Consider the following 21,886-nt stretch of genomic DNA (forward strand, 5'->3'; position numbering starts at 1 on the left):
ACTTGCCCATACGGTTCAAGAGGCCTCTCCACGCTTGCTGAAGAACCACAGCCATAGGGAACGCTTCTCCAGGCGGGAGCGTGCTTTACGGGTCTCGATGTACTTGTGCGTGGTGCTGCTGGCCAGGGCTCGGCGTAGCTGGGTATCGGGGATCACATCCTGGCCCGCCTTTCTGCAGGCTTGCTGGAAGTGCTCGATGTTGATGCCGATCAGCTCCTTGTCGATGCTGTGGTTCAACGTTTCGCGGATCTCTTCCCGCTCGCCATCACCGTCGATGGTCGTCACCACATCCTCGTTCAGGTAGTGGTAGATCTGCCAGAACTTGGCGGCCGTGGGGTTCTCCGATCGGCACCGCTGCTGCCGGTCGATCGCACGTGCCTCAAGATGCTTGGCCAACCCTTCGGTATCGCGGTCTTTCCACTGGGGGAACAGGACTTGTGTGGCGTAAGCAGCGGCCATGATCTGCGCATGACACTGCACTATTCGTCCTTCAGTCAGGGCGCCGACGGACTGAAGACGTTGCTCGTAGCGGGGGAAGGCTTCGAAGTATCGAGCCAGCCACTGCTGCTCGTTGGCTAGGCACTTGCGCAAGTATCCGCCCAACTCCTTTGCTTTCATTACCTTCAAGCGGTCGGCCAGCGGCTTGAGCGCTAGGGAGTGGTGTTCTGTGGTGCAGTGCAGGTGCACGATGCGTGAAAGGATTGCCTCCGAACCATCGACGGTTTCGTTCTGAGAGATGGCCAGGGCGCCACGCCAGATACTCACCCTGGTTTCGTTGCCCGTAGTCTTTGCGCCTGTCACACGAAGCGGGGCGTGGTAGTCGAACAGGGTCTTCACTTCGTCCCAGCCGAACTGCACCGTCACCGTGCGGCCGTTGGCGTCGACATAGGTACGATCCGACTCAATCAGCACAACTGGCAGATTGCTCACTTCCGCGAATGCGCGTGACAGGCCGACCGCACTGGCGCCAGTACCGCTGGGCTTAATGCCTTCCATGTTGTCGCGGCCGATGAGTCGCCACAGGAAACGGAGCAGAGTGGACTTACCGGCACCAGGATCGCCGGTTAGTTCCAGGAAAGGGAACGATGCCTGCTCGGTGCCGATCTGTTGGACGAAAAGAGAGGCGGTCCACCAGGCGAGCGAAGTCAGTCCGTTCAGGCTGTGCACGGCGAGGAAGTCCGGAAACCACGCCCCGTCGAAGTCGTCGCCGCGTTCGAACCTGGTGTTTACCAGGGAGGTTTTCACGCCTGCCCCTTTCACCTGGATGTAACCGTGGGCGTTCACTGCCAGCTCGCTGCCGCTGTTGAATCCAAACTTGGGGTAGCAGTAGGTGCCGCTCTCTTCGTCGTAACCCAGGAATGGCAGGCTTCGAACGGTAGGGACAGGGCGCCTCTCGTCGTTCAGCCATTTGTGCTTGAGCATCGCCAGTTCGCGGGCGCCGCCCTCGAAATTACCGCCAGGGGTGAAGTCGAGCAGGGCGCGCACGAACCCGCGAGGCTCGGCGATCGCGCTGGACGGTAGGGGAGCCTGGCAACTGCGGGTACGGTCTGGAAATTTGAAGTCGAAGTAGTAGCGCTGCTCCCCGGTAACAATGTCCTTTTCCAGGTAGTCCAGGTTGGGAATGCAGTTGGAAATCTGATCGATACGGAGGTTGCTGTAGAAGACTTCTCGATTGCCTTCGACCTTTTCCTCTCCCAGTGCCTTGCTCAGCTCAGCCTGGTTAACGCGAGCTGAGTAAAGCTGATTGGCAAACTCCAGCAGGTAAAAGCCGGAAGGGCGCCGTAGGTAAACCAGGTATGCGAGTTTTCGGGTACTGCTGGCCGTGAACAGGCGACCGCGATAGCAGGCCTCGTCCATGAACGCCTTGTTCAGTTGGCCATCACGATACGCGTCGTCCCAATCACGCTCGCCAGCGAGCGCCACCCAGCCGATCTCTGACAGGCCACGTAGCATCTTGAGGTACTTGGGAATGTACTTATGACCTGCGCTGTCATCGTCCAGGGCGATCACCCAGGTAACGAGCTTGCCCTTGTTGGCCTCGATGATCTCCCAGGGAAAGTTGACGCAGCTGATCGAGGCGATGACCTTGAAGCCTGCAAGATGCAACGCGATTGCATGGAAGATCCCTTCCACGACGTAAACCTGATCGCTGCGCTCAATGGTTTGGCCAGGTGGCACCCAGCCGCTGTTGGTGTAGCTCATGCCGTACTTGATGCCGGCCTTCACACTTCCGTTCGCGGCCACCATGCGCTCGTCGATGATGCGTTCCCAGTGGCCGTTACAGAGCGGGAAGCGGACAGTGTCGGCCCACTCTTCGGATTTCATCTTGCGACGGCCCTGGGTGTACCAGCCTGCCAGCTTGGCCACGTCGAATCCGCGGTTACGCTGCAGGTAGGCGTCGGCAGTTGCGTTTGGATTCGCGTCGGTTTTAGGGAAGCGCTGGCTCAGGTTTTCGAACAGGTAGCTGTAGCGCTCTCGGGTCAGTTCGTCGAACTGGCACTTGCCGTCGCGGCTACACTTCAACTGATAAGGCTTGGCCTTGCTGATGAACAGCTCCCGCTTGCTGCAGCGCGGACAAACACCTGCAGACAGGTACTTGTCGTTCTCTTTCTGGAAGTCCAGGTCACGATCATCTTTCAGTGCTTCGACCACATCGTTTAGATAGATAGCGTCGAAATTCCTTCGAGTTCCCATTACTTGATCCCAGCTGTGCTCTGTTGTGCTCGAACTCGTTCCGCCTGTTCCGCGGCCTCCATAGCGAGGTGCACCATATTGATCATGATTGCTTTTGAACCTGGCGGTGGTGGAAGGGTTAGGTAAATCCCCTGGTCAACGGCTTTCCGAATTGCGGAATCGGACTGTCCGGAGCGCCTAACAAACTCAGCGACCGTTACGTATGGCGTGTCTATGCAGATCTTCATTCTGATACCCTCAATTAATGCCCTATGGGAAATATGGGCTACCGGTTCCTAGGTTGGAACCATGATGGTTCCAAGAAAGGAACTTGTCAATAGGAGGTGAATGTTGGATCTGCCGGCGAAAATGAAGGCAATACGTGCGACAGAGGGGCTAACGCAAACTGAGTTTTGCGAGCTTTTGGGAATCAGCATCAGCAGTTGGAAAAAATACGACGCTGGAATCACGGATATGGGGCTGCTGCCGTTTTTAAAGGTTGCGAATCACCCACGCTTCAAGAAATACGCCCTATGGTTGGTCACCGGTGACGTAGCGCCGGAGTCTGGTCAGATCAGCCCGGAATAGCCCATGTCTATCAAACTGTTAGCGGATGGCCGCTACAAGGTCGACTGCCGTCCGGAGGGCAGTGAGGGTGGGCGTATTCGTAAGGTTTTCCGCACAAAGGGAGAGGCGCTTTATTTTGAGCGTCGAATCCTGGGTGAGGGAGTGAAAGGGGAGTTCGAAAAGAAGGTCAAGGCGGATTCTCGTAGGCTTTCCGATCTGATCGAGCGCTGGTACACACTGCATGGCCAGACCCTGAAAACCGGTGAACAACGCAAAGACCTTCTGCTGTCGATGGCTGAACGGATGGGGAACCCGAAAGCGTCCCACTTCAACGCCTCCCACTTTGCCCAGTATCGCGCTGAGCGAGCCGAGGGTAAGCACTCCCGTTATACGAGGGAAGGCAAGCCCGGTAAGCCTACAAGCGCGAACATGCTCAATCATGAGCTGGCGTATCTGCGGGCTGTGTTCAACGAGTTGGAGCGGCTAGGGGAGTGGAGCGAGCCGAATCCGCTCGCCAATGTCCGTGGGTTGCGGTTTGACGAAACAGAGATGGCCTACTTGGTCAATGACCAGATGGACCTACTGCTGGATTGCCTGCGGGCCTTGGGCGGCGACGCGCTGCTGGTTGCTGAGGTGTGTCTTTCAACAGGTGCCCGGTGGGGTGAGGCTGAGGGCTTACAACTGCGCCAGGTGCGTCAGCAACGTATTCACTACAGCAAAACAAAGTCCAGCAAGAACAGAACAGTTCCGATCTCCAGGGAGCTGGAGAAACGTTTGCAAAAGGCGCTGCCATTTGAGCCCTGCTATGAAACGTTCAGGCGTGCGGTGGATGCGGCGGTGTTGGATTTGCCGGCGGGGCAGCTTACGCACGTCTTACGCCACACATTCGCAAGTCATTACATGATGAATGGGGGAGATATCATCACCTTGCAAAAGGTGTTGGGTCATTCCTCCCTGGCCATGACTCAGAAGTATGCGCACTTCAGTCCTGGACACCTGGCCGAGGTGGTCAACCTAAACCCTTTGGCAAAGCGGGTTGGACACTTTTTGGACACATCCGCTGTTTTGAAAGGCGGCAGCCCCACGATTCCATAGCTGCCAGATACGCGAAGGCCGCGCAGTGCGCGGCTTCTAGAGATGGTGGGCCCAGTAGGACTCGAACCTACGACCAAGGGATTATGAGTCCCCTGCTCTAACCAACTGAGCTATAGGCCCTCAGTAGGTCGCGGATTATAACGATGGTTTCTCCACTGTGCTATCCGAAAAATCCGAATGGGTCATGTGAAGGAAGGTCGCGGCGAAGATGTCGGGAGGCAGGGGCAGGCTGACGATGTAGCCTTGCATTTGTTCGCAGCCTTCGTCGGCGAGGAAGGCTTGCTGGGCGGGGGTTTCCACGCCTTCGGCGATGATGGTGAATTGCATGCTGTGGCCCAGGGCGATGATGGCGCGCACGATGGCGGCGTCGTGGGGATCGTCCGGTAGGCCGCGGACGAAGGACTGGTCGATTTTCAGGAAGTCCAGGGGCAGGCGCTTGAGGTAGCTCAAGGATGAATAGCCCGTGCCGAAGTCGTCGATGGCCAGTTGTACGCCCAGGTGCTTGAGTTTATGCAGTACTTCCAGGGCTTCTTCGGCCTGGCTCATGATGAAGTTTTCGGTGATCTCCAGTTGCAGGCAGTCCGGTTCCAGGCGGTTGTCGCGCAGCAGTTGCTCGATGCGCCCCAACAGGTTGGGGTGGCGCAGTTGGGCCCCGGCGAGGTTGACGGAGAGGGGGCCGAAGTCGTCGTAGCACTTGCGCCACTGATGCAGTTGCCGGCAAGCCTGCTCCAGGACCCAGTCGCCGATTTGCAGGATCATGCCGTTCTCTTCGGCCAGGGCGATGAAGTGTTCGGGAGGTACGTCGCCAAAGGTGGGATGGCGCCAGCGGATCAGGGCTTCGGCGCCGATCAGTTGTTGGGTGTCCAGGCTCAGCTTTGGTTGGTAGTACAGAAACAGCTCATCGCGCTCTATGGCCCGGCGCAGTTCGTGTTCGAGGGCGACGCGTTCATTGGCCTGGGCGGTGAGGTCTTGGGTGTAGCGTTCAACCCGATTGCGGCCCTTGGCCTTGGAGCGGTACATGGCGGCATCGGCGTTTTTTACCAGGGTGGCGACATCGATCCCATCCTGCGGATAGAAGCTGGTGCCGATGCTGGCGCTGATAAAGAACTCATGCTCGCCCGCCTGGAAGGGCAGGGTGAAGCAGGCCAGCAGTTTATTGGCCAGGTGCTGGGCGTCGCTGGCTTGTTGCAGGCCGGGCAGCAGGATGATGAATTCGTCACCGCCCAGGCGCGCTACGGTGTCGATATCGCGCAGTTGTTCCTTGAGGCGCACGGCGATGTCCTTGAGCAGCAGGTCGCCAATCGGGTGGCCGAGGCTGTCGTTGATGTGTTTGAAGCGGTCGAGGTCGAGAAACAGCACCGCGCCCTGGCTGCCGGTTTCCTGTTGGTTGTTGAGGGCGGTTTGCAGGCGATTTTCAAACAGCGTGCGGTTGGGCAGGCCGGTGAGCGGGTCGTGGTGCGCCTGGTAGTCGAGCCGCGCCTGGGCGTGCTTGAGGCTGGAGATGTCGGCAAATACTGCCACGAAGTGGGTGATTGACTGCTCGAGGTTGCGCACGGCGTTGATCGTCAGCCAACTGGGATACAGCTCGCCGTTCTTGCGCCGGTTGGAGATTTCGCCTTGCCAGTGGCCGTTGGCCGTCAGTTGATGCCACATGGCGGCGTAGAACGCGCTGTCGTGCAGGCCGGAAGCGAGCAGGCGCGGGGTATGGCCGAGGGCTTCGGCTTCGCTGTAGCCGGTGATTTCGCTGAAGGCGCGGTTGACCGCGCTGATGTTCTGCCGGGTATCGGTGATCAACACGCCTTCGGCAGTGCTTTCGAAAACTGTCGCGGCCTGTTGCAGTTTTTCCTGCATCAACTGACGTTCGGTAATGTCGCGGGCGATGGTCAGCATGCAGTCGTCATCCCCAATGGGCAGCGGGCGACTGGATACCTCGCACAGGCGAATCTGGCCATCATTGCGCCGGATATGGCAGACGAAGTCGCGCACCAGGCCGTCGCGTTGTAGCAGGTCGAGCATGTGCTTGCGCTCGTTCAAGTCCACCCAGATGCCCAGGTCCAGGGTCGATTGGTCCAGGGACATCGCACTGTTGAAGCCGGTGATGCGGCTAAAGCCTTCATTGACCTCCAGCAGCAGGCCGTCGTGCTGGCGCGTCAGCAGTAAGCCGTCGGGCGAGGCGTGAAAGGCCTTGGCGAACTTTTCTTCGGAAGTTTGCAGCTGTTGCTGGGTTTCCTTCAGTTGGGTGATGTCCCGCACTACCACCACCAACGCTTCGGTCGCATCGAGCTGGAAGGGTTCGGCAGAGATCAGCCCGGTGAACGCCTGGCCATTGCTGCGCAGGAACGGCATCTCCAGGTTGCGGATGCTGGTGGTCTGCACCCGCTTGAGCAGGTTGGGGCCTACACCCTGGATGCCCCAGATGTTCAGCTCGGTGGCGGTTTTACCGACCACGTCTGCGGCGCTCAGGCCAATCTGGTCCTCGAATGCCTTGTTGACCTCCAGCAGGCAGCCATCGGACAGGCGGGCGATCACCAATATGTCCGGACATTGCTGGAACACCGAGGCGAACTTCTCCTGCGAGAGCTGCAGCGCTTCCTCGGTGCGCTTGGCCTCGCTGATATCGATCATCAGGCCACGCATGACCGGCTCATGCCCATGCTTGATCAGGCTGACAATGTCCCTGACCCACAAACAACGGCCATCGGCGGTGATTACCCGGTAGTCAATGCTGTGGTCGCGGTTGGCGCGGGTTTCCCGTTGGCAGAAGCTGTCGGCACGGGTCAGGTCGGCAGGGTGGATGATGTTGCGCCAGAAGCCGGGGATCAGCCAGTGCGCCCGTGGATAGCCCAGCAACTCCTCGGCATGGGGCGACACGTAGCTGTAGGTGAAATCGCGGATGTCTGCTTCCCAGGCGATGGCTGACAGGCTTTCCACCAATCCCCGGTAATGGTACTCGCTGCTGCGCAGCTCCTGTTCCAGGGCCACCCTGCGGGAAATTTCCGAGCTGAGCCGGCGATTGATCCGAATCACGATGGCCAGCACGGTACTCAACAGCAGCACGGCAGGTAGGCCGTAGAGCAGCAGATCGGTCCAGAAGGCTCGGTGATCGATGACATTGCCGACCCAGTGTTCCTGGATTTCGTTGATTTCGCTGGGGCTGAGGTCGGCGAGCACCTTGTCGAGGATGCCGATCAACATTTTGTTCTCGCGGGGTACGCCCATTGCCAGTTGGTAGCGATAAGGCGTTTCGCCACTAACGTACAAACCGTCGAGCTTAAGCTGGCGCAGGCTCCACACACTGGAGGCCAGGTCGCCGACGACGGCGTCCACCTCATCGGTGGCCAGGGCCTGCAAGGTCGAGCTGACGTTGGGCATCGCCACCAGGTTCAGGTCGGGGTGGTGGGTGCGCAGCAATTCGTGGGGGGCATAGTTCTCCACCACGGCGATCTTCAGTCCATACAGGTCCTTGAGGGAACGGGGCTGGGCGCCGCCTTCGTGGGCAAGAATGACGATGGGGAAGTCGAGGTAAGGCCTGGAAAATGCCAGGAAACCCTGGCGCTCCGGGGTGGACATGATGCCCGGTAACAGGTCGAGCTGATTGTTCTTGGCCTGCTCCAGCAGTGCGCTCCAGTTGGCAGGCTCGATCAACCTGACCTTGATGCCCAGGCGCTCCTGGATCAGTCGTACATAGTCAGCGGCCAGGCCCTGATAGCGGCCTTCTTCGTCGCGATATTCAAATGGCGGCCACGATGCGTCAACGCCCAGGCGCAACTCCGGGTGGTCCGCCAACCAGCCATGCTCTTCATCAGTGAGAGTCAACGCGCCAGCCGTTGCGGTCCAGGTCAGCAGCGACAGCAGTAGCACGGTCGGCAGTCTGGGCATAACGGTCTCGTTATGGCACGGGGAATATTTCGAGTGTAGACGGGCATTGCGGGGGGAGGTAAAGCGGGGAGGATTTAATCTGCACAAAGCAAAACCCCCAGGCCTGGGCCTGGGGGTTTTGTGATCACTCGTCGAGGAAGGAGCGCAAATGCTCGCTTCTCGTCGGGTGGCGCAACTTGCGCAGCGCCTTGGCTTCGATCTGACGGATCCGCTCGCGGGTCACGTCAAACTGCTTACCGACTTCCTCAAGGGTGTGGTCGGTATTCATGTCGATGCCGAAACGCATGCGCAGTACCTTGGCTTCACGAGCAGTGAGGCCGGACAGTACGTCGCGCGTCGCTTCTTTAAGGCTCTCAACGGTGGCGACATCGATTGGCGACTGCATGGTCGAGTCTTCGATGAAGTCACCCAGATGGGAGTCTTCGTCATCACCAATCGGGGTTTCCATGGAGATCGGCTCTTTAGCGATCTTCAATACCTTGCGGATTTTATCCTCAGGCATTTCCATGCGTTCGCCCAGCTCTTCCGGGGTCGGTTCGCGACCCATTTCCTGCAACATCTGCCGGGAAATACGGTTGAGCTTGTTGATGGTCTCGATCATGTGCACCGGAATACGGATGGTGCGGGCCTGGTCGGCGATCGAGCGAGTGATCGCCTGACGGATCCACCAGGTGGCATAAGTCGAGAACTTGTAGCCGCGACGGTATTCGAACTTGTCCACAGCCTTCATCAAGCCGATGTTGCCTTCCTGGATCAGGTCGAGGAACTGCAAGCCACGGTTGGTGTACTTCTTGGCGATGGAGATCACCAGACGCAAGTTCGCTTCAACCATCTCTTTCTTCGCGCGACGGGCCTTGGCCTCGCCGATCGACATGCGACGGTTGATGTCCTTGATCTCGGCAATCGTCAGACCGGTTTCGGTCTGCAATGCAGTCAGCTTCTGCTGGCAACGAACGATGTCGGCCTGGAAGCGACCAATGGCTTCAGCGTATTTGCTTTTGCCCTTGGCCAGTGCGTCGGTCCAGCTTTCGTCAACTTCATTGCCCGGGAACTGGCGCAGGAAGTCGGCACGCGGCATGCGCGCATCACGGACACAGAGCTGCATGATCGCCCGCTCTTGTGCGCGCAGACGCTCAAGGGCGCTACGAACCCGCTCAACCAGGCCTTCGAATTGCTTCGGCACCAGTTTGATCGGCATGAACAGCTCAGCCAGGGCCAGCAGTTCGGCGGTAGCCTGCTTGCTGCCACGACCGTGCTTCTTCAGGGCCTTGCGCGCCAGTTCCATCTGGTCGGAGACCGCGCCAAAGCGCTGGGCTGCGATGATCGGATCCGGGCCGCTTTCGACTTCTTCTTCGTCGTCGGTGCTGGCTTCAGCCTCGTCGTCGTCGGTTTCGTCGTCCGCTTTCACGGCTTTCGGGTCGACAGGCGGCGGTATTTCGGCAGCAGGCGGCGTAATGCCATCGTCCGGGTCGATATAACCGCTCAGGACGTCGGACAGGCGGCCACCTTCGGTGGTGACGCGGGTGTACTCGGAGAGAATGTGGTCAACCGTGCCGGGGAAGTGCGCAATTGCGCCCATCACTTCGCGGATGCCCTCTTCGATACGCTTGGCGATTTCGATTTCGCCTTCGCGTGTCAGCAGCTCAACCGTACCCATTTCACGCATATACATGCGCACAGGGTCGGTGGTGCGACCGATATCGGTCTCCACTGCAGCCAGCGCGGCAGCAGCTTCTTCAGCGGCGGCCTCGTCGGTATCGGCGTCCGCCAGCATAAGAGAATCCTTATCTGGCGCAGCTTCGAATACGTTGATCCCCATGTCGTTAATCATGCGGATGATGTCTTCCACCTGTTCCGGATCTGAAATATCCTCCGGCAGGTGGTCGTTGACCTCCGCGTAAGTCAGGTAACCCTGCTCACGACCAAGGACGATCAACTCTTTGATACGAGACTGCTGTTGCGCTTTTCCGGACATAACACCCTATCCACTGAAGGTCTTGGCGGGCAAAAAACAAGCCGAGGATTATACCCGAGCTATGACCTCACACGCCAGCTGAGGTCGGGTTTGATGCGGAAACATTCTGTTTTAAGAGGTCGCGCATCTGCTTTGCTATCTGAATTTGCTCTTCAGCCGACAATCCTGGCTGCCTTGCTTTCTTGATAAGTTCGTCGAGGGTCTGCGTGTGCTGACCCGCGGATAACCTAGTAATGGTGTCTAAAAACTGTTGTTCAAGGTTATCGCCGTCAATTAACCACTCCTTTTCTGCGAGTGCTTTCAAAAGACGTCCTTGCTCTGTGCCATGCCAGCGGGCCATCAGCTGGATTGAGTTTAGCTTAGGATTTTTTTGTACGGCCTCGATCAGGGCAATCAGCACCTGGGCGTAGGTGTTGCTCTCGTTGGCAAAATGTTCGGCGCTTTCCACTCGGCCCGCCAATTGCGGGTGGTGGATCAGGGTGCGCAGGGCAATCAGCGTCGGCGCTTCTACGGCCACCGGTGTCCGCGGGGCGTACGCCTCGTCGCGGTCGCCATGCTTGCCGTTTTTGCTCCAGGGTTTCTTGTCCCATTTCTTGCCGCCGGCGCCGGGTTTCTTCGGCGTCCAGTCCTGTTGAGGCACAAAGGCCTCTTGAGGCTGGTGAAAGTCAGCGTAGTCCGGCATGGCGTCGTAGTCGAAGCCCGGGTCGTAGGCTGGTGGCGCCTCCTGGGGCGCGCTGTGCACCAGCTGGCTGACCGCCTCGCCGCTCAGGCCGGTGATCTCCAGCAGGCGCTGGCGCATCAGGGCCTTGAGGTTGGCGCCGGGGACCTTGTCGATCAGCGGTGCCGCGAGGGTAGCCATATGGGCCTTGCCTTCGAGGGAGCGCGGGTCGGCTTCTTCGGTCAATTGCTGGAAAAAGTAATCGGCCAGCGGTTGTGCGTGCTGGTGGATGCGCGCGCGAAACGCATCGGTACCTTCGGAGCGCACCAGGGTATCCGGGTCTTCGCCTTCGGGCAGGAACAGAAAGCGCGCGCGGCGCCCATCCTGCAGGCTCGAGAGGGTGGCTTCGAGGGCGCGCCAGGCCGCATTGCGTCCGGCCTGGTCGCCGTCGAAACAGAACAGCACGCTGGGCACCACGCGAAACAGGCGCTTCATGTGCTCTTCGCTGGTGGCGGTGCCGAGGGTTGCCACGGCATTGCGCAGGCCTTGCTGGGCCAGGGCGATAACGTCCATGTAGCCTTCAACCACGATTATTTCATCGAGGTTGCGGTTGTTCTTGCGCGCTTCAAACAGGCCGTAGAGTTCCTGGCCCTTGTGAAACACCGGGGTTTCCGGGGAGTTGAGGTATTTGGGCTTGTCGTCACCGAGTACCCGTCCGCCGAAGGCGATGATGCGGCCACGGCTGTCGCGGATCGGGAACATCACTCGATCGCGAAAGCGATCATAGCGCTTGCCGGTCTCGGCGTTTTCCACTAGCAGGCCGGCGTCGATCATGGCCTTTTGCTGCAGGGTGTCGCTGCTCAGGTGCTTGTACAGGTTGTCCCAGCCAGGCGGGGCGAAGCCCAGGCCGAAGTCGCGGGCGATTTCCCCGGTCAGGCCGCGGCCCTTGAGGTAGTTCACGGCGGCTTTGCGCTGTGGGTGGCTTTTCAGGGCCTGGCGGTAGAACTCGGCGGCGGCGGTGAGCAGTGGGTACAGCGGCGAGTCGGTAGGCTGGCGCGGTTTGTGCGGCCGGCCACTTTCTTCGCGGGGGATTTCCATGCCAGCGGCTTTAGCCAGTTCCTCGACGGCCTGGGGGAAGTCCAGGTTGTCGTGGTCCATGATAAAGCCGAGGGCATTGCCGCCGGCGCCGCAGCCGAAGCAGTAGTAGAACTGCTTGTCGGGGCTGACGCTGAACGATGGGGTCTTTTCTTTATGGAACGGGCAGCAGGCGGTGTAGTTCTTGCCAGCCTTTTTCATTTGCACGCGCGAGCTGACAACATCGACGATGTCGGTGCGGTTCAGAAGGTCGTCAATAAAGCTCTGGGGAATTAGCCCGGCCATGGCGTTCTCGTCATCACTGCGTGTAAATGAGGGCCCGTGACGCACTCAAGACGCGCATGGCGGCGGCTTGATCATCGATTGTCTGCTTGGGCTGCCAGGAAGTGTATCTGTCGAACGTTCACTGACGTTAGTTCCAATCAGTCTTCGACGTGTTTGAAAGCGTTGCCCTGGAGTCCGGTCACGGCCAATGGCGGCCTCGGAAGCTCATCGTGGGGCACAGTCGACCTATTGATCGCCTGCTTGGAAAATGGGTGTGCTCGTCAGTAGCCTTGATAGGCTCGTCAGAAGAGACGTGCACCGCTGGCAAAAGAGCCAGTCCTGACGTGTGAAGCTTTGTCTCGGTCGCATGTGCGGCGTCGACGGTGAAGCATCAAGCGATATCCGCAAATGCCAGCAGCCCGGCTGAGGGCCGGGCTTGGCAGAAGCTTGCTACGAACGTCTGTGTATTAGTACAGACGAACGGCGCGGCGCTGTTCGCGCTGAACTTTCTTGGCGTGACGCTTAACAGCGGCTGCTGCTTTACGCTTACGCTCAGAAGTTGGCTTCTCATAAAATTCGCGGCTACGAACTTCAGCCAGAACACCGGCTTTTTCGCAGGAGCGCTTGAAACGACGCAGAGCTACGTCGAAGGGTTCGTTCTCTTTTACTTTGACGGCTGGCATCCAGAGCTACCTTCTTTCATTACCGGGAATCAACGTTCTCGTCGCAAAAAATTCGCGGCTGAGGTCGTCGGTTTTTAAGGGTTGCGGATGTTAACCCCTCATTGCCCGGAATGCAAAGCCTCTGATCGAAAACCGCTAGTCGGGAGGGGACGTGGCGACTATTATGCGCGCCTTCGAATTCAGCCTCTACAAGGCGCAAACCCATGTTAGTACTGGGCTTAGAAACCTCCTGCGACGAGACCGGCGTCGCGCTTTACGACAGTGAACGCGGGCTTTTGGCCGATGCGCTGTTCAGTCAGATCGATCTGCATCGGGCCTATGGCGGGGTGGTGCCGGAGCTCGCTAGCCGTGATCACGTCAAACGCATGCTGCCATTGATTCGACAGGTGCTGGACGAGGCCGACTGCGTCGCCACCGAGATCGATGCCATCGCTTATACCGCCGGCCCTGGATTGGTCGGGGCCCTGCTGGTTGGGGCTTCCTGCGCCCAGGCGCTGGCGTTTGCCTGGGGTATTCCAGCCCTTGGCGTGCACCATATGGAAGGCCATTTACTGGCGCCGATGCTGGAAGAAAACCCTCCTGGGTTCCCGTTCGTCGCTTTGTTGGTTTCCGGTGGCCATACGCAGCTGGTTCAAGTCGATGCAATCGGCCAGTACACGCTTCTGGGGGAGACCCTGGACGATGCCGCCGGTGAAGCTTTCGACAAGACCGCCAAGATGATGGGCCTCAATTATCCCGGTGGTCCGGAAATCGCGCGCCTGGCGGAAAAAGGCGTGGCGGGGCGCTATACCTTCCCGCGTCCGATGTGTGATCGCCCAGGCCTGATGTTCAGCTTCAGTGGCTTGAAAACCTTCGCCTTGAACACCTGGCAGCAAAGCGTCAGCGCCGGGGACGACAGCGAGCAAGCCCGTTGCGACATCTCTCTGGCGTTCCAGCAGGCGGTGGTGGAGACTTTGACCATCAAGTGCAAGCGTGCCCTGAAGCAGGCCGGCATGAAGCGCCTGGTCATCGCTGGAGGCGTCAGCGCGAACAAGGCATTGCGTTTGTCACTGGAAAAAATGCTCGGCGACCTCAAGGGCGATGTGTTTTACGCGCGCCCTGAGTTCTGCACCGATAACGGCGCGATGATCGCCTTCGCCGGTTGCCAGCGCTTGCAGGCGGGCCAGCATGAGAGCCTGGCCATCAGCGTGCAGGCGCGTTGGCCGATGGAGCAACTGCCGCCGTTGTGATCGACGAACATGAGTCGGGTTCACCGGGCGTATTTAAAAATGCCGTTCGCGCCCGGCAAACAGGTCGCGTAAATTGCCGCGATGGCGCCATACAATCAGCAGGGTGAGTACGCTCATCGGCAGCAGGGCAGCCGGCTCCTGCCAGGCCAGCAATGGCAGGGTCAGGGGGGTGGCGATCAATGCGGCGAGGGAGCTGGTGCGGGTCAGGTAGAACGTCAGCAGCCAGGCGGCAATGGCCAGCAGCGCCGCTGGAGGGTAGATCCCCAGTAGCATGCCGGCGGCCGTCGCGACGCCCTTGCCACCGCGAAAGCGAAAGTACAGCGGGAACAGATGGCCGAGCACGGCACACACGCCGATCCAGGCTTGTTGTTGCAGGGAGAGGCCGGCGAGGTCGGCGATCAGCACGGGCAACAGGCCTTTGCATACGTCGCCGAACAACGTCAGTACGGCGAGCTTTTTGCCGGCCAGGCGCAACATATTGGTGGCGCCGGCATTGCCCGAGCCACTCATTCGCGGGTCGGGATTTCCCGTCAGGCGGCTGAGCAAGATGGCAAAGGACAGCGAGCCGAGCAGGTAGGCGAGGGTCGCCAGTAACCAAGACATGCTAACTATTCCGGGCGAGGACGCCTTGATTCTAACGGGGCATTGCGCCCTTGTCGTGCTGTGGAGAAGAGTGCTTGGACAGAGTGTTTATCGAAGGCCTGGAAGTCGACACCGTGATCGGGGCCTACGACTGGGAGCGAGGTATCCGTCAATGCCTGCGCCTGGACCTGAGTTTCGCCTGGGACAATCGCCCGGCCGCAGCCGGTGATGACCTGACCCTGGCCCTCGACTACGCCAGTGTTTCCACGCGCATCCAGGCCTTTGCCGCGCAGGCGCAATTCCAGCTGGTGGAAACGTTTGCCGAGCGCCTGGCGCAGGTCTTGATGGAAGAATTCCAAATCCCCTGGCTGCACCTCAAGTTGACCAAGCCCGGTGCCGTCCCGGCCGCCAAGGGCGTGGGCGTGGAGATCGAGCGCGGATGTCGCTAACTCAGGTTTACCTTGGTCTTGGCAGCAATATCGAGCGCGAGGCCCGTTTGCAGGCGGGTCTTGAGGCGTTGGATGGCTTTTTGACCGATATGCGCTGTTCTGCCGTATTCGAAAGTCAGCCGGTGGGGATCAAGAGCGGGCCGTTCTTCAATCTGGTGGTATCGGCGTACACCGATTTGCCGTTGATGGAACTGGATCGCCGGCTGAAGTCCATCGAGGCCGACAATGGCCGCTATGCGCCGGATCGCAAGGGTTTGCCCCTGGATATTGATGTGCTGCTGTATGGCGACCTGAGCGGTAATTTTGATGGGTTGGTGTTGCCGCGGGCAGAAATCCTGAAAAACGCCTTTGTGTTGTGGCCGCTGTCGTTGATGGCACCCGAACGCGTGCATCCTGAAGTCGGCAAGACATTTGCCGCGCTGTGGCGGGATGCACAAATCGACCAGGTACTGGCACCGGTTGCCTTCGAATGGCGTGGCCGCCCACTCACCCCAGACCTGTAGAAGCCGGCTCGCCAGCGCCTACAGTGAGTGTTGGTCCTTGTAGGCTTTCAGAGCCTTGAGCCGTTCACGCTTGAGCGCCTCGCCCAGCTCCGGGCCCTTGAAACCCTTCTCCAGCAGCGGCGCCACTGCCACGGCCCGCGCCACCTGCGCGGCAGCACGCAAGTAATCCGCCTGTGGATAACTTCGCTGCTCAAGGCCCTTGCGACCCCGTGCGTCCATTTCGCAGGCGACGACAAACTCTTCAAAGCGCTGTGGTCGACGGAAGACATCAAAACTCTGCAGCAACTCCAGCAGGGTCGAGGCCTTCAGCTCCAGTGCCCGATGACCATGGGTGTGATACTCGCCGACCAGTAGCGCCAATTCCTGGCAATCCTTGGGCACTTTGAAGCGCTCATTGACGGCTTTGATCAGCTTCAGGCCCCGTTGCTCGTGGGCAATATGCCGGGGCAACTTATCCACAGGTGTCAGGCCCTTGCCCAGGTCATGCAGCAGGCAGGCCCAGCGCACGGTCAAGGGTTGGGCATGGAGGGCCGCCTGTTGCAGCACGCTCAGGGTGTGGATGCCGGTATCTATCTCGGGGTGATGAGCTTCGGGTTGGGGCACACCGAACAGGGCATCCACTTCCGGTAGCAGGGTTTTCAGGGCATGGCAGTCGCGCAGCACCTGGATAAACACCTGTGGCTGATCTTCCATCAGGGCCCGGGAAATTTCCTTCCAGCTGCGTTCCGGCGTCAGGGCTTCCAGTTCGCCGGAGTCGCTGAGCTGACGCATCAATTCCAGGGTTTCGGGGGCGATAGTGAAACCGAGACCGGCATAACGTGCGGCAAACCGCGCGACCCGCAGTACGCGCAGGGGATCTTCGGCGAACGCCGGGGAAACGTGACGCAGTACCCTGGCTTGCAGGTCGCGCTGGCCGTTGTACGGATCGGTCAGGTTGCCGTCGTCGTCTTCGGCGATCGCGTTGATAGTCAGATCGCGGCGGATCAGGTCTTGTTCGAGGGTGACTTCGGGGCTGGCATGAAACACAAAGCCGCCATAACCCCGACCGCTTTTGCGTTCGGTGCGAGCGAGGGCGTACTCATCGTTGTTTTTTGGGTCCAGGAACACCGGAAAGTCAGAGCCCACTGGGCGATAGCCCTGGGCGAGCATTTCTTCAGTGGTGGCGCCTACTACGACCCGATCGATATCGGTAACGGGGATGCCGAGCAAGCGATCACGTACCGCGCCACCGACTTTGTAGATTTGCATGAAAAAGCCTCCATTAGCCCTACAGGATAACGCCTGCGGCCGGTCAATGGAGGCATTGCTGCGTCAAAGGTGAACCACGGCCAGGTCCAGGCGGCCGTAATCGTTGTCGTTATGTTCGTTGCGCGGCGGCACGTGATGGGTCTTCATGACCTGATCGCCTTGCAGGGTCTCCAGGTGGATATCGAAGCCCCATAGCCGGTGCAGATGCTTGAGCACTTCGTCCGTGGATTCTCCCAGGGGTTTGCGGTCGTGTTGCTGGTGGCGCAGGGTCAGGGAGCGATCACCGCGCATATCGATGCTGTAGATCTGCACGTTGGGCTCGCGGTTGCCCAGGTTGTATTGGGCCGCCAGGGTCTCGCGGATGGTGCGGTAGCCGGCTTCGTCGTGGATGGCAGGTACCAGCAGGTCGTCCTTGAGGTCGTCGTCCAGAATGCTGAACAGCTTGAGGTCGCGAATCACCTGGGGTGACAGGTACTGCAGGATGAAGCTCTCGTCCTTGAAGCTGCTCATGGCGAATTTGATGGTCGATAGCCAGTCACTGCCGGCGATCTCCGGGAACCAGCGGCGATCTTCCTCAGTGGGGTGTTCGCACATGCGCCGGATATCCCGGTACATGGCGAAGCCCAGGGCATAGGGGTTGATGCCGCTGTAGTAGGGGCTGTCGAAGCCTGGCTGGAAGACCACGCTGGTATGTGAGGTGAGGAACTCCATCATGAAGCCGTCGGTTACCAGGCCTTCGTCGTAAAGGTCGTTCATCAGGGTGTAGTGCCAGAACGTTGCCCAGCCTTCGTTCATCACCTGGGTCTGGCGCTGCGGATAAAAGTACTGGGCGATCTTGCGCACGATCCGCACGATCTCCCGTTGCCATGGCTCCAGCAGCGGGGCGTGTTTTTCCAGGAAGTACAGGATGTTTTCCTGGGGCTCGACGGGGAAGCGCGCATTGTCCTTGTCGCTATTCTTGTCGGCGCGTTTGGGGATGGTGCGCCACAGGTCGTTGATCTGTTTTTGCAGATGCTCTTCCCGGTCCTTCTGCCGTAACCGTTCCTCCTCGGCGGAAATCGGATAGGGGCGCTTGTAGCGGTCTACCCCGTAGTTCATCAAGGCATGGCAGGAGTCGAGCAGGTCTTCCACCGCATCGATCCCGTGGCGCTCCTCGCACTGCATGATGTACTGCTTGGCGAACACCAGGTAATCGATGATCGAACTGGCGTCGGTCCAGGTGCGGAACAGATAGTTGCCCTTGAAAAAGCTGTTGTGGCCATAGCACGCGTGGGCCACCACCAGGGCCTGCATACAGATGGTGTTTTCTTCCATCAGGTAGGCAATGCACGGGTCGGAGTTGATCACGATTTCATAGGCCAGCCCCATCTGGCCACGGGTGTAGGACTTCTCCGTGCTGAGGAAGTGCTTGCCGTAGGACCAATGGTGGTAGCCCAGGGGCATGCCCACCGAGGCATACGCATCCATCATTTGCTCGGCGGTGATCACTTCGATCTGGTTGGGATAGGTATCCAGGGCATATCCGGCCGCAATACGGCTGATTTCCCGGTCATAGGCCTGGATCAGTTCGAAAGTCCATTCGGACCCCGTGGAAATGGGTTGGCGCTTATGCTCTTTGGCGGTCATGTCACTAACCTGCGCTGGAAGAGTTCACGGAAGACCGGATAGATATCGCCGGCCGAGACCAGTTGTTGCTGGGCGAAGGTGTCGGCGAAGGCTTCACCGATGCGCTCGTATTCAAACCACAGGGCCTGGTGCTCGCGGGGGGTAATCTCCACATAAGTGTAGTACTGCACGAACGGCATGATCTGGTTGATCAGGATGTCGCGGCAGATGGGCGAGTCGTCGTTCCAGTTGTCGCCATCGGAAGCCTGGGCCGCGTAGATGTTCCATTCGTTGGCCGGATAACGCTCGGCCATGATTTCCTGCATCAGTTTCAGCGCGCTGGACACGATGGTGCCGCCGGTCTCCCTCGAATAGAAAAACTCTTCTTCGTCGACCTCGCGGGCACTGGTGTGATGGCGGATAAACACCACGTCGATCTTGTCGTAGTTACGCTTGAGAAACAGGTACAGCAGGATAAAGAAGCGCTTGGCGATGTCCTTGGTCGCCTGGGTCATGGAGCCGGAAACGTCCATCAGGCAGAACATCACTGCCTTGGAGCTGGGGTTGGGTTGCTTGACCAGCAGGTTGTATTTCAAGTCGAAGGTGTCGAGAAACGGTACGCGGTGAATGCGCGCACTGAGTTTCTCGATTTCTGCTTCGATTTCCTGGATATCGCCGAAATTGTCTGGCTCTTCGCGCTTCAATCGCGCCAGTTCTTCCTTGGCCTCCTTGAGTTTGGCGCGGCTGCTGCCAGATAGGGCGATACGCCGGGCATGGGCTGAACGCAGGGTACGGATGATATTGATGCGCGAGGGGTTGCCCTCGTTGCTGATGCCGGCGCGTACGGTCTTGAAGGTGTCGGTGCCGGTCAGGTTGCGTTTGACCAGGTTGGGCAGCTCCAGGTCCTCGAACATGAATTCGAGGAACTCCTCCTGGGTAATCTGGAACACGAACTCATCCATGCCTTCGCCGGAGTTGCCGGCCTTGCCTGGGCCTTTGCCGCCGCCACCGCCTTGAGGACGCTGGATGTGTTCGCCGGAGGTGAATTCCTTGTTTCCCGGATGAACCACGGTCTGTTTACCGCCGCGGCCGTGATGTAGCACCGGCTCATCGATATCCCGTCCGGGAATGCTGATCTGCTCGCCGTGCTCCATATCGGTAATGGAGCGGCGACTCACCGCCTCTTCGACGGCCTTTTTGATGTGGTCACGGTAACGCCGCAGGAAACGCTGGCGGTTTACCGTGCTCTTGTTCTTGCCATTGAGGCGTCGGTCGATCACATAGCTCATAGGGAGCCCTCCGGGCAGCTTCACGTTACAAGCTTCAAGCCGCGAGCTGGAAGCTTAGAGACAAGCGGTCAGCTGCCAGGCCAGAGGCCCGGCAGCGCACGCCTGTCGCTGCCTTACTGCGATTTGCGAACCCGCAGGTACCACTCGGAGAGCAGCCGTACCTGTTTGTCGGTGTAGCCGCGCTCGACCATTCGTGTGACGAAGTCGTTGTGTTTTTGCTGATCCTCCTTGCTGGCCTTGGCGTTGAAGCTGATGACCGGCAGCAGATCCTCGGTGTTGGAGAACATTTTCTTCTCGATGACCACCCGCAGCTTCTCGTAGCTGAGCCAGGTAGGGTTCTTGCCATTGTTGTTGGCCCGGGCGCGCAACACGAAGTTGACGATTTCGTTGCGGAAATCCTTCGGATTGCTGATGCCGGCCGGTTTCTCGATCTTCTCCAGTTCTTCGTTGAGGGCTACGCGATTGAGGATCTCGCCGGTTTCCGGGTCGCGGTATTCCTGGTCCTGGATCCAGAAGTCTGCGTACAGCACATAGCGGTCGAAGATGTTCTGGCCGTATTCGCTGTAGGACTCCAGGTAGGCGGTCTGGATTTCCTTGCCGATGAACTCGATATAGCGCGGCGCCAGGTACTCCTTGAGGAAACGCAGGTAGCGCTCGCGGGTTTCAGCCTGGAACTGCTCTTGTTCGATCTGTTGCTCCAGGACATAGAGCAGGTGCACCGGGTTGGCGGCGATCTCGTGGGGGTCGAAGTTGAAGACCTTGGACAGGATCTTGAAGGCGAAGCGCGTCGACAGCCCGTTCATGCCCTCATCGACGCCTGCCGTGTCGCGGTATTCCTGGATCGATTTGGCCTTGGGATCGGTGTCCTTGAGGTTTTCCCCGTCGTAGACGCGCATTTTCGAGTAGATATTCGAGTTTTCCGGCTCCTTGAGGCGCGACAGCACGGTGAACTGGGCGAGCATCTTCAGGGTGTCGGGTGCGCAATGGGCCTTGGCCAGGGAGCTGTTGAACAGCAGCTTGTCGTAGATCTTGATTTCATCGCTGACCCGCAGGCAGTACGGCACCTTGACGATATAGATCCGGTCGATGAAGGCTTCGTTGTTCTTGTTGTTGCGGAAGGTGTGCCATTCCGATTCGTTGGAGTGGGCCAGCAGGATGCCGGTAAACGGAATCGCGCCCAGGCCTTCTGTACTGTTGTAGTTGCCTTCCTGGGTCGCGGTGAGCAGTGGGTGCAGCACCTTGATCGGCGCCTTGAACATCTCCACGAACTCCATCAGGCCCTGGTTGGCCCGGCACAGTGCGCCCGAGTAGCTATAGGCGTCCGCGTCGTTCTGCGGGAACTCCTCCAGCTTGCGAATATCGACCTTGCCCACCAGCGCCGAAATATCCTGGTTGTTCTCATCACCCGGTTCGGTCTTGGCGACGCCGATCTGGTTGAGAATAGATGGATAGAGCTTCACCACCCGGAACTGGCTGATATCACCGCCGAACTCGGCCAGGCGCTTGGTGGCCCAGGGCGACATGATGGTGTTGAGATAGCGCCGTGGAATGCCGAAGTCTTCTTCGAGGATCGCGCCATCTTCCGTGGCGTTGAACAGGCCCAGGGGCGACTCGAATACCGGGGAACCCTTGATCGCGTAGAAAGGCACCTTTTCGATCAGTTGCTTGAGTTTTTCGGCCAGGGAGGATTTACCGCCGCCCACAGGGCCGAGCAGGTAGAGGATCTGTTTCTTCTCTTCCAGGCCCTGGGCGGCATGGCGGAAGTAGGAGACGATCTGGTCGATGCATTCTTCCATGCCATGGAAGTCTTCAAAGGCCGGGTAGCGGCGGATGACCTTGTTGGAGAATATTCGCGATAGTCGCGAATTATTGGAGGTGTCTACCAGCTCCGGCTCACCAATCGCCAGTAGCAGGCGCTCGGCGGCAGACGCGTAGGTACTGCGGTCCTTTTTGCACAGCTCGAGATACTCTTGCAGCGTGAGCTCTTCCTGCTGTGTGGACTCGAAGCGTTGTTGGAAGTGGCTAAAAATACTCATGACGTCGTCACCTCGCTCGATACGTGGAGCCGACGCCGGATCAATCAGTCGATGCT

Annotated in this window: 15 protein-coding genes and 1 tRNA gene; 5 read left to right on the plus strand and 11 right to left on the minus strand. The window is 59.1% G+C overall.

Translation table 11 applies throughout. The annotated features are described in order from the left end of the window. Positions 1 to 15 precede the first annotated feature (15 nt). A complete protein-coding gene (locus HBO11_RS16470) occupies positions 16 to 2,694 on the minus strand; it encodes a toprim domain-containing protein (protein ID WP_170058927.1) in 2,679 nt (892 codons plus the stop codon). 330 nt (positions 2,695 to 3,024) lie between these two features. On the opposite strand from HBO11_RS16470, the gene HBO11_RS16475 reads away from it, so the two are divergent. Together HBO11_RS16475 and HBO11_RS16480 are read left to right on the plus strand one after the other, a co-directional pair. Beyond that, positions 3,025 to 3,261, plus strand: coding sequence for a helix-turn-helix transcriptional regulator (locus HBO11_RS16475; protein WP_170058929.1), 237 nt, complete (start codon positions 3,025 to 3,027; stop codon positions 3,259 to 3,261). Positions 3,262 to 3,264: 3 nt separating this feature from the next. After that, positions 3,265 to 4,335 carry a tyrosine-type recombinase/integrase gene (locus tag HBO11_RS16480; RefSeq protein WP_170058928.1) on the plus strand — a complete coding sequence of 357 codons (1,071 nt, stop codon included), beginning with the start codon at positions 3,265 to 3,267 and terminating at the stop codon, positions 4,333 to 4,335. A 43-nt stretch (positions 4,336 to 4,378) separates the two neighbouring features. Here HBO11_RS16480 and HBO11_RS16485 read toward each other — a convergent pair. From HBO11_RS16485 to rpsU, 5 genes are all read right to left on the minus strand, one after another. Then, positions 4,379 to 4,455, minus strand: a tRNA-Ile gene (locus HBO11_RS16485). Positions 4,456 to 4,470: 15 nt separating this feature from the next. Next, positions 4,471 to 8,214, minus strand: a complete 3,744-nt coding sequence (locus tag HBO11_RS16490) for a bifunctional diguanylate cyclase/phosphodiesterase (protein WP_169953790.1) — start codon at positions 8,212 to 8,214, stop codon at positions 4,471 to 4,473. A 124-nt stretch (positions 8,215 to 8,338) separates the two neighbouring features. Next, positions 8,339 to 10,189 (minus strand): RNA polymerase sigma factor RpoD, encoded by a 1,851-nt coding sequence (gene rpoD / locus HBO11_RS16495; protein WP_169953793.1) that lies wholly within the window; start codon positions 10,187 to 10,189, stop codon positions 8,339 to 8,341. Between the two features lie 67 nt (positions 10,190 to 10,256). Beyond that, entirely contained in the window at positions 10,257 to 12,227 is a 1,971-nt protein-coding gene (dnaG, locus tag HBO11_RS16500; protein WP_169953796.1) for a DNA primase, read from the minus strand. A gap of 446 nt (positions 12,228 to 12,673) precedes the next feature. Continuing rightward, positions 12,674 to 12,889 carry a 30S ribosomal protein S21 gene (gene rpsU, locus HBO11_RS16505; RefSeq protein ID WP_002551877.1) on the minus strand — a complete coding sequence of 72 codons (216 nt, stop codon included), beginning with the start codon at positions 12,887 to 12,889 and terminating at the stop codon, positions 12,674 to 12,676. A 203-nt stretch (positions 12,890 to 13,092) separates the two neighbouring features. On the opposite strand from rpsU, the gene tsaD reads away from it, so the two are divergent. Next, on the plus strand, positions 13,093 to 14,118 hold the full coding sequence (gene tsaD / locus HBO11_RS16510; protein ID WP_169953798.1) for a tRNA (adenosine(37)-N6)-threonylcarbamoyltransferase complex transferase subunit TsaD: 1,026 nt from the start codon (positions 13,093 to 13,095) through the stop codon (positions 14,116 to 14,118). Positions 14,119 to 14,151: 33 nt separating this feature from the next. Here the strand turns inward: tsaD and plsY are convergent, their stop codons facing one another. Continuing rightward, on the minus strand, positions 14,152 to 14,721 hold the full coding sequence (gene plsY, locus HBO11_RS16515; RefSeq protein ID WP_029296831.1) for a glycerol-3-phosphate 1-O-acyltransferase PlsY: 570 nt from the start codon (positions 14,719 to 14,721) through the stop codon (positions 14,152 to 14,154). Positions 14,722 to 14,795: 74 nt separating this feature from the next. Between plsY and folB the strand changes: the two genes are divergently transcribed. Next, complete coding sequence (folB, locus tag HBO11_RS16520; protein WP_029296829.1) at positions 14,796 to 15,149, plus strand: dihydroneopterin aldolase; 354 nt, start codon at positions 14,796 to 14,798, stop codon at positions 15,147 to 15,149. Continuing rightward, on the plus strand, positions 15,140 to 15,652 hold the full coding sequence (gene folK, locus HBO11_RS16525) for a 2-amino-4-hydroxy-6-hydroxymethyldihydropteridine diphosphokinase (RefSeq protein ID WP_169953800.1): 513 nt from the start codon (positions 15,140 to 15,142) through the stop codon (positions 15,650 to 15,652). Before folB ends, folK begins: the two co-directional genes overlap by 10 nt. Positions 15,653 to 15,670: 18 nt before the next feature. Here folK and HBO11_RS16530 read toward each other — a convergent pair whose 3' ends face one another. From HBO11_RS16530 to HBO11_RS16545, 4 genes are all read right to left on the minus strand, one after another. Next, positions 15,671 to 16,900: a multifunctional CCA addition/repair protein gene (locus HBO11_RS16530; RefSeq protein ID WP_169953802.1), complete on the minus strand. Its 1,230-nt coding sequence runs from the start codon at positions 16,898 to 16,900 to the stop codon at positions 15,671 to 15,673. A 63-nt stretch (positions 16,901 to 16,963) separates the two neighbouring features. Next, positions 16,964 to 18,526, minus strand: a complete 1,563-nt coding sequence (locus tag HBO11_RS16535; RefSeq protein WP_169953804.1) for a SpoVR family protein — start codon at positions 18,524 to 18,526, stop codon at positions 16,964 to 16,966. Then, positions 18,523 to 19,794, minus strand: coding sequence for a YeaH/YhbH family protein (locus HBO11_RS16540; protein WP_169953806.1), 1,272 nt, complete (start codon positions 19,792 to 19,794; stop codon positions 18,523 to 18,525). The genes HBO11_RS16535 and HBO11_RS16540 overlap by 4 nt, the downstream gene beginning before the upstream one ends. Before the next feature lie 113 nt (positions 19,795 to 19,907). After that, positions 19,908 to 21,830, minus strand: coding sequence for a PrkA family serine protein kinase (locus tag HBO11_RS16545; protein ID WP_017739508.1), 1,923 nt, complete (start codon positions 21,828 to 21,830; stop codon positions 19,908 to 19,910). Positions 21,831 to 21,886: the final 56 nt, after the last annotated feature.

This window comes from Pseudomonas sp. WS 5010 (assembly GCF_012985565.1).
In the GTDB taxonomy this organism is placed as follows: Bacteria; Pseudomonadota; Gammaproteobacteria; order Pseudomonadales; family Pseudomonadaceae; genus Aquipseudomonas.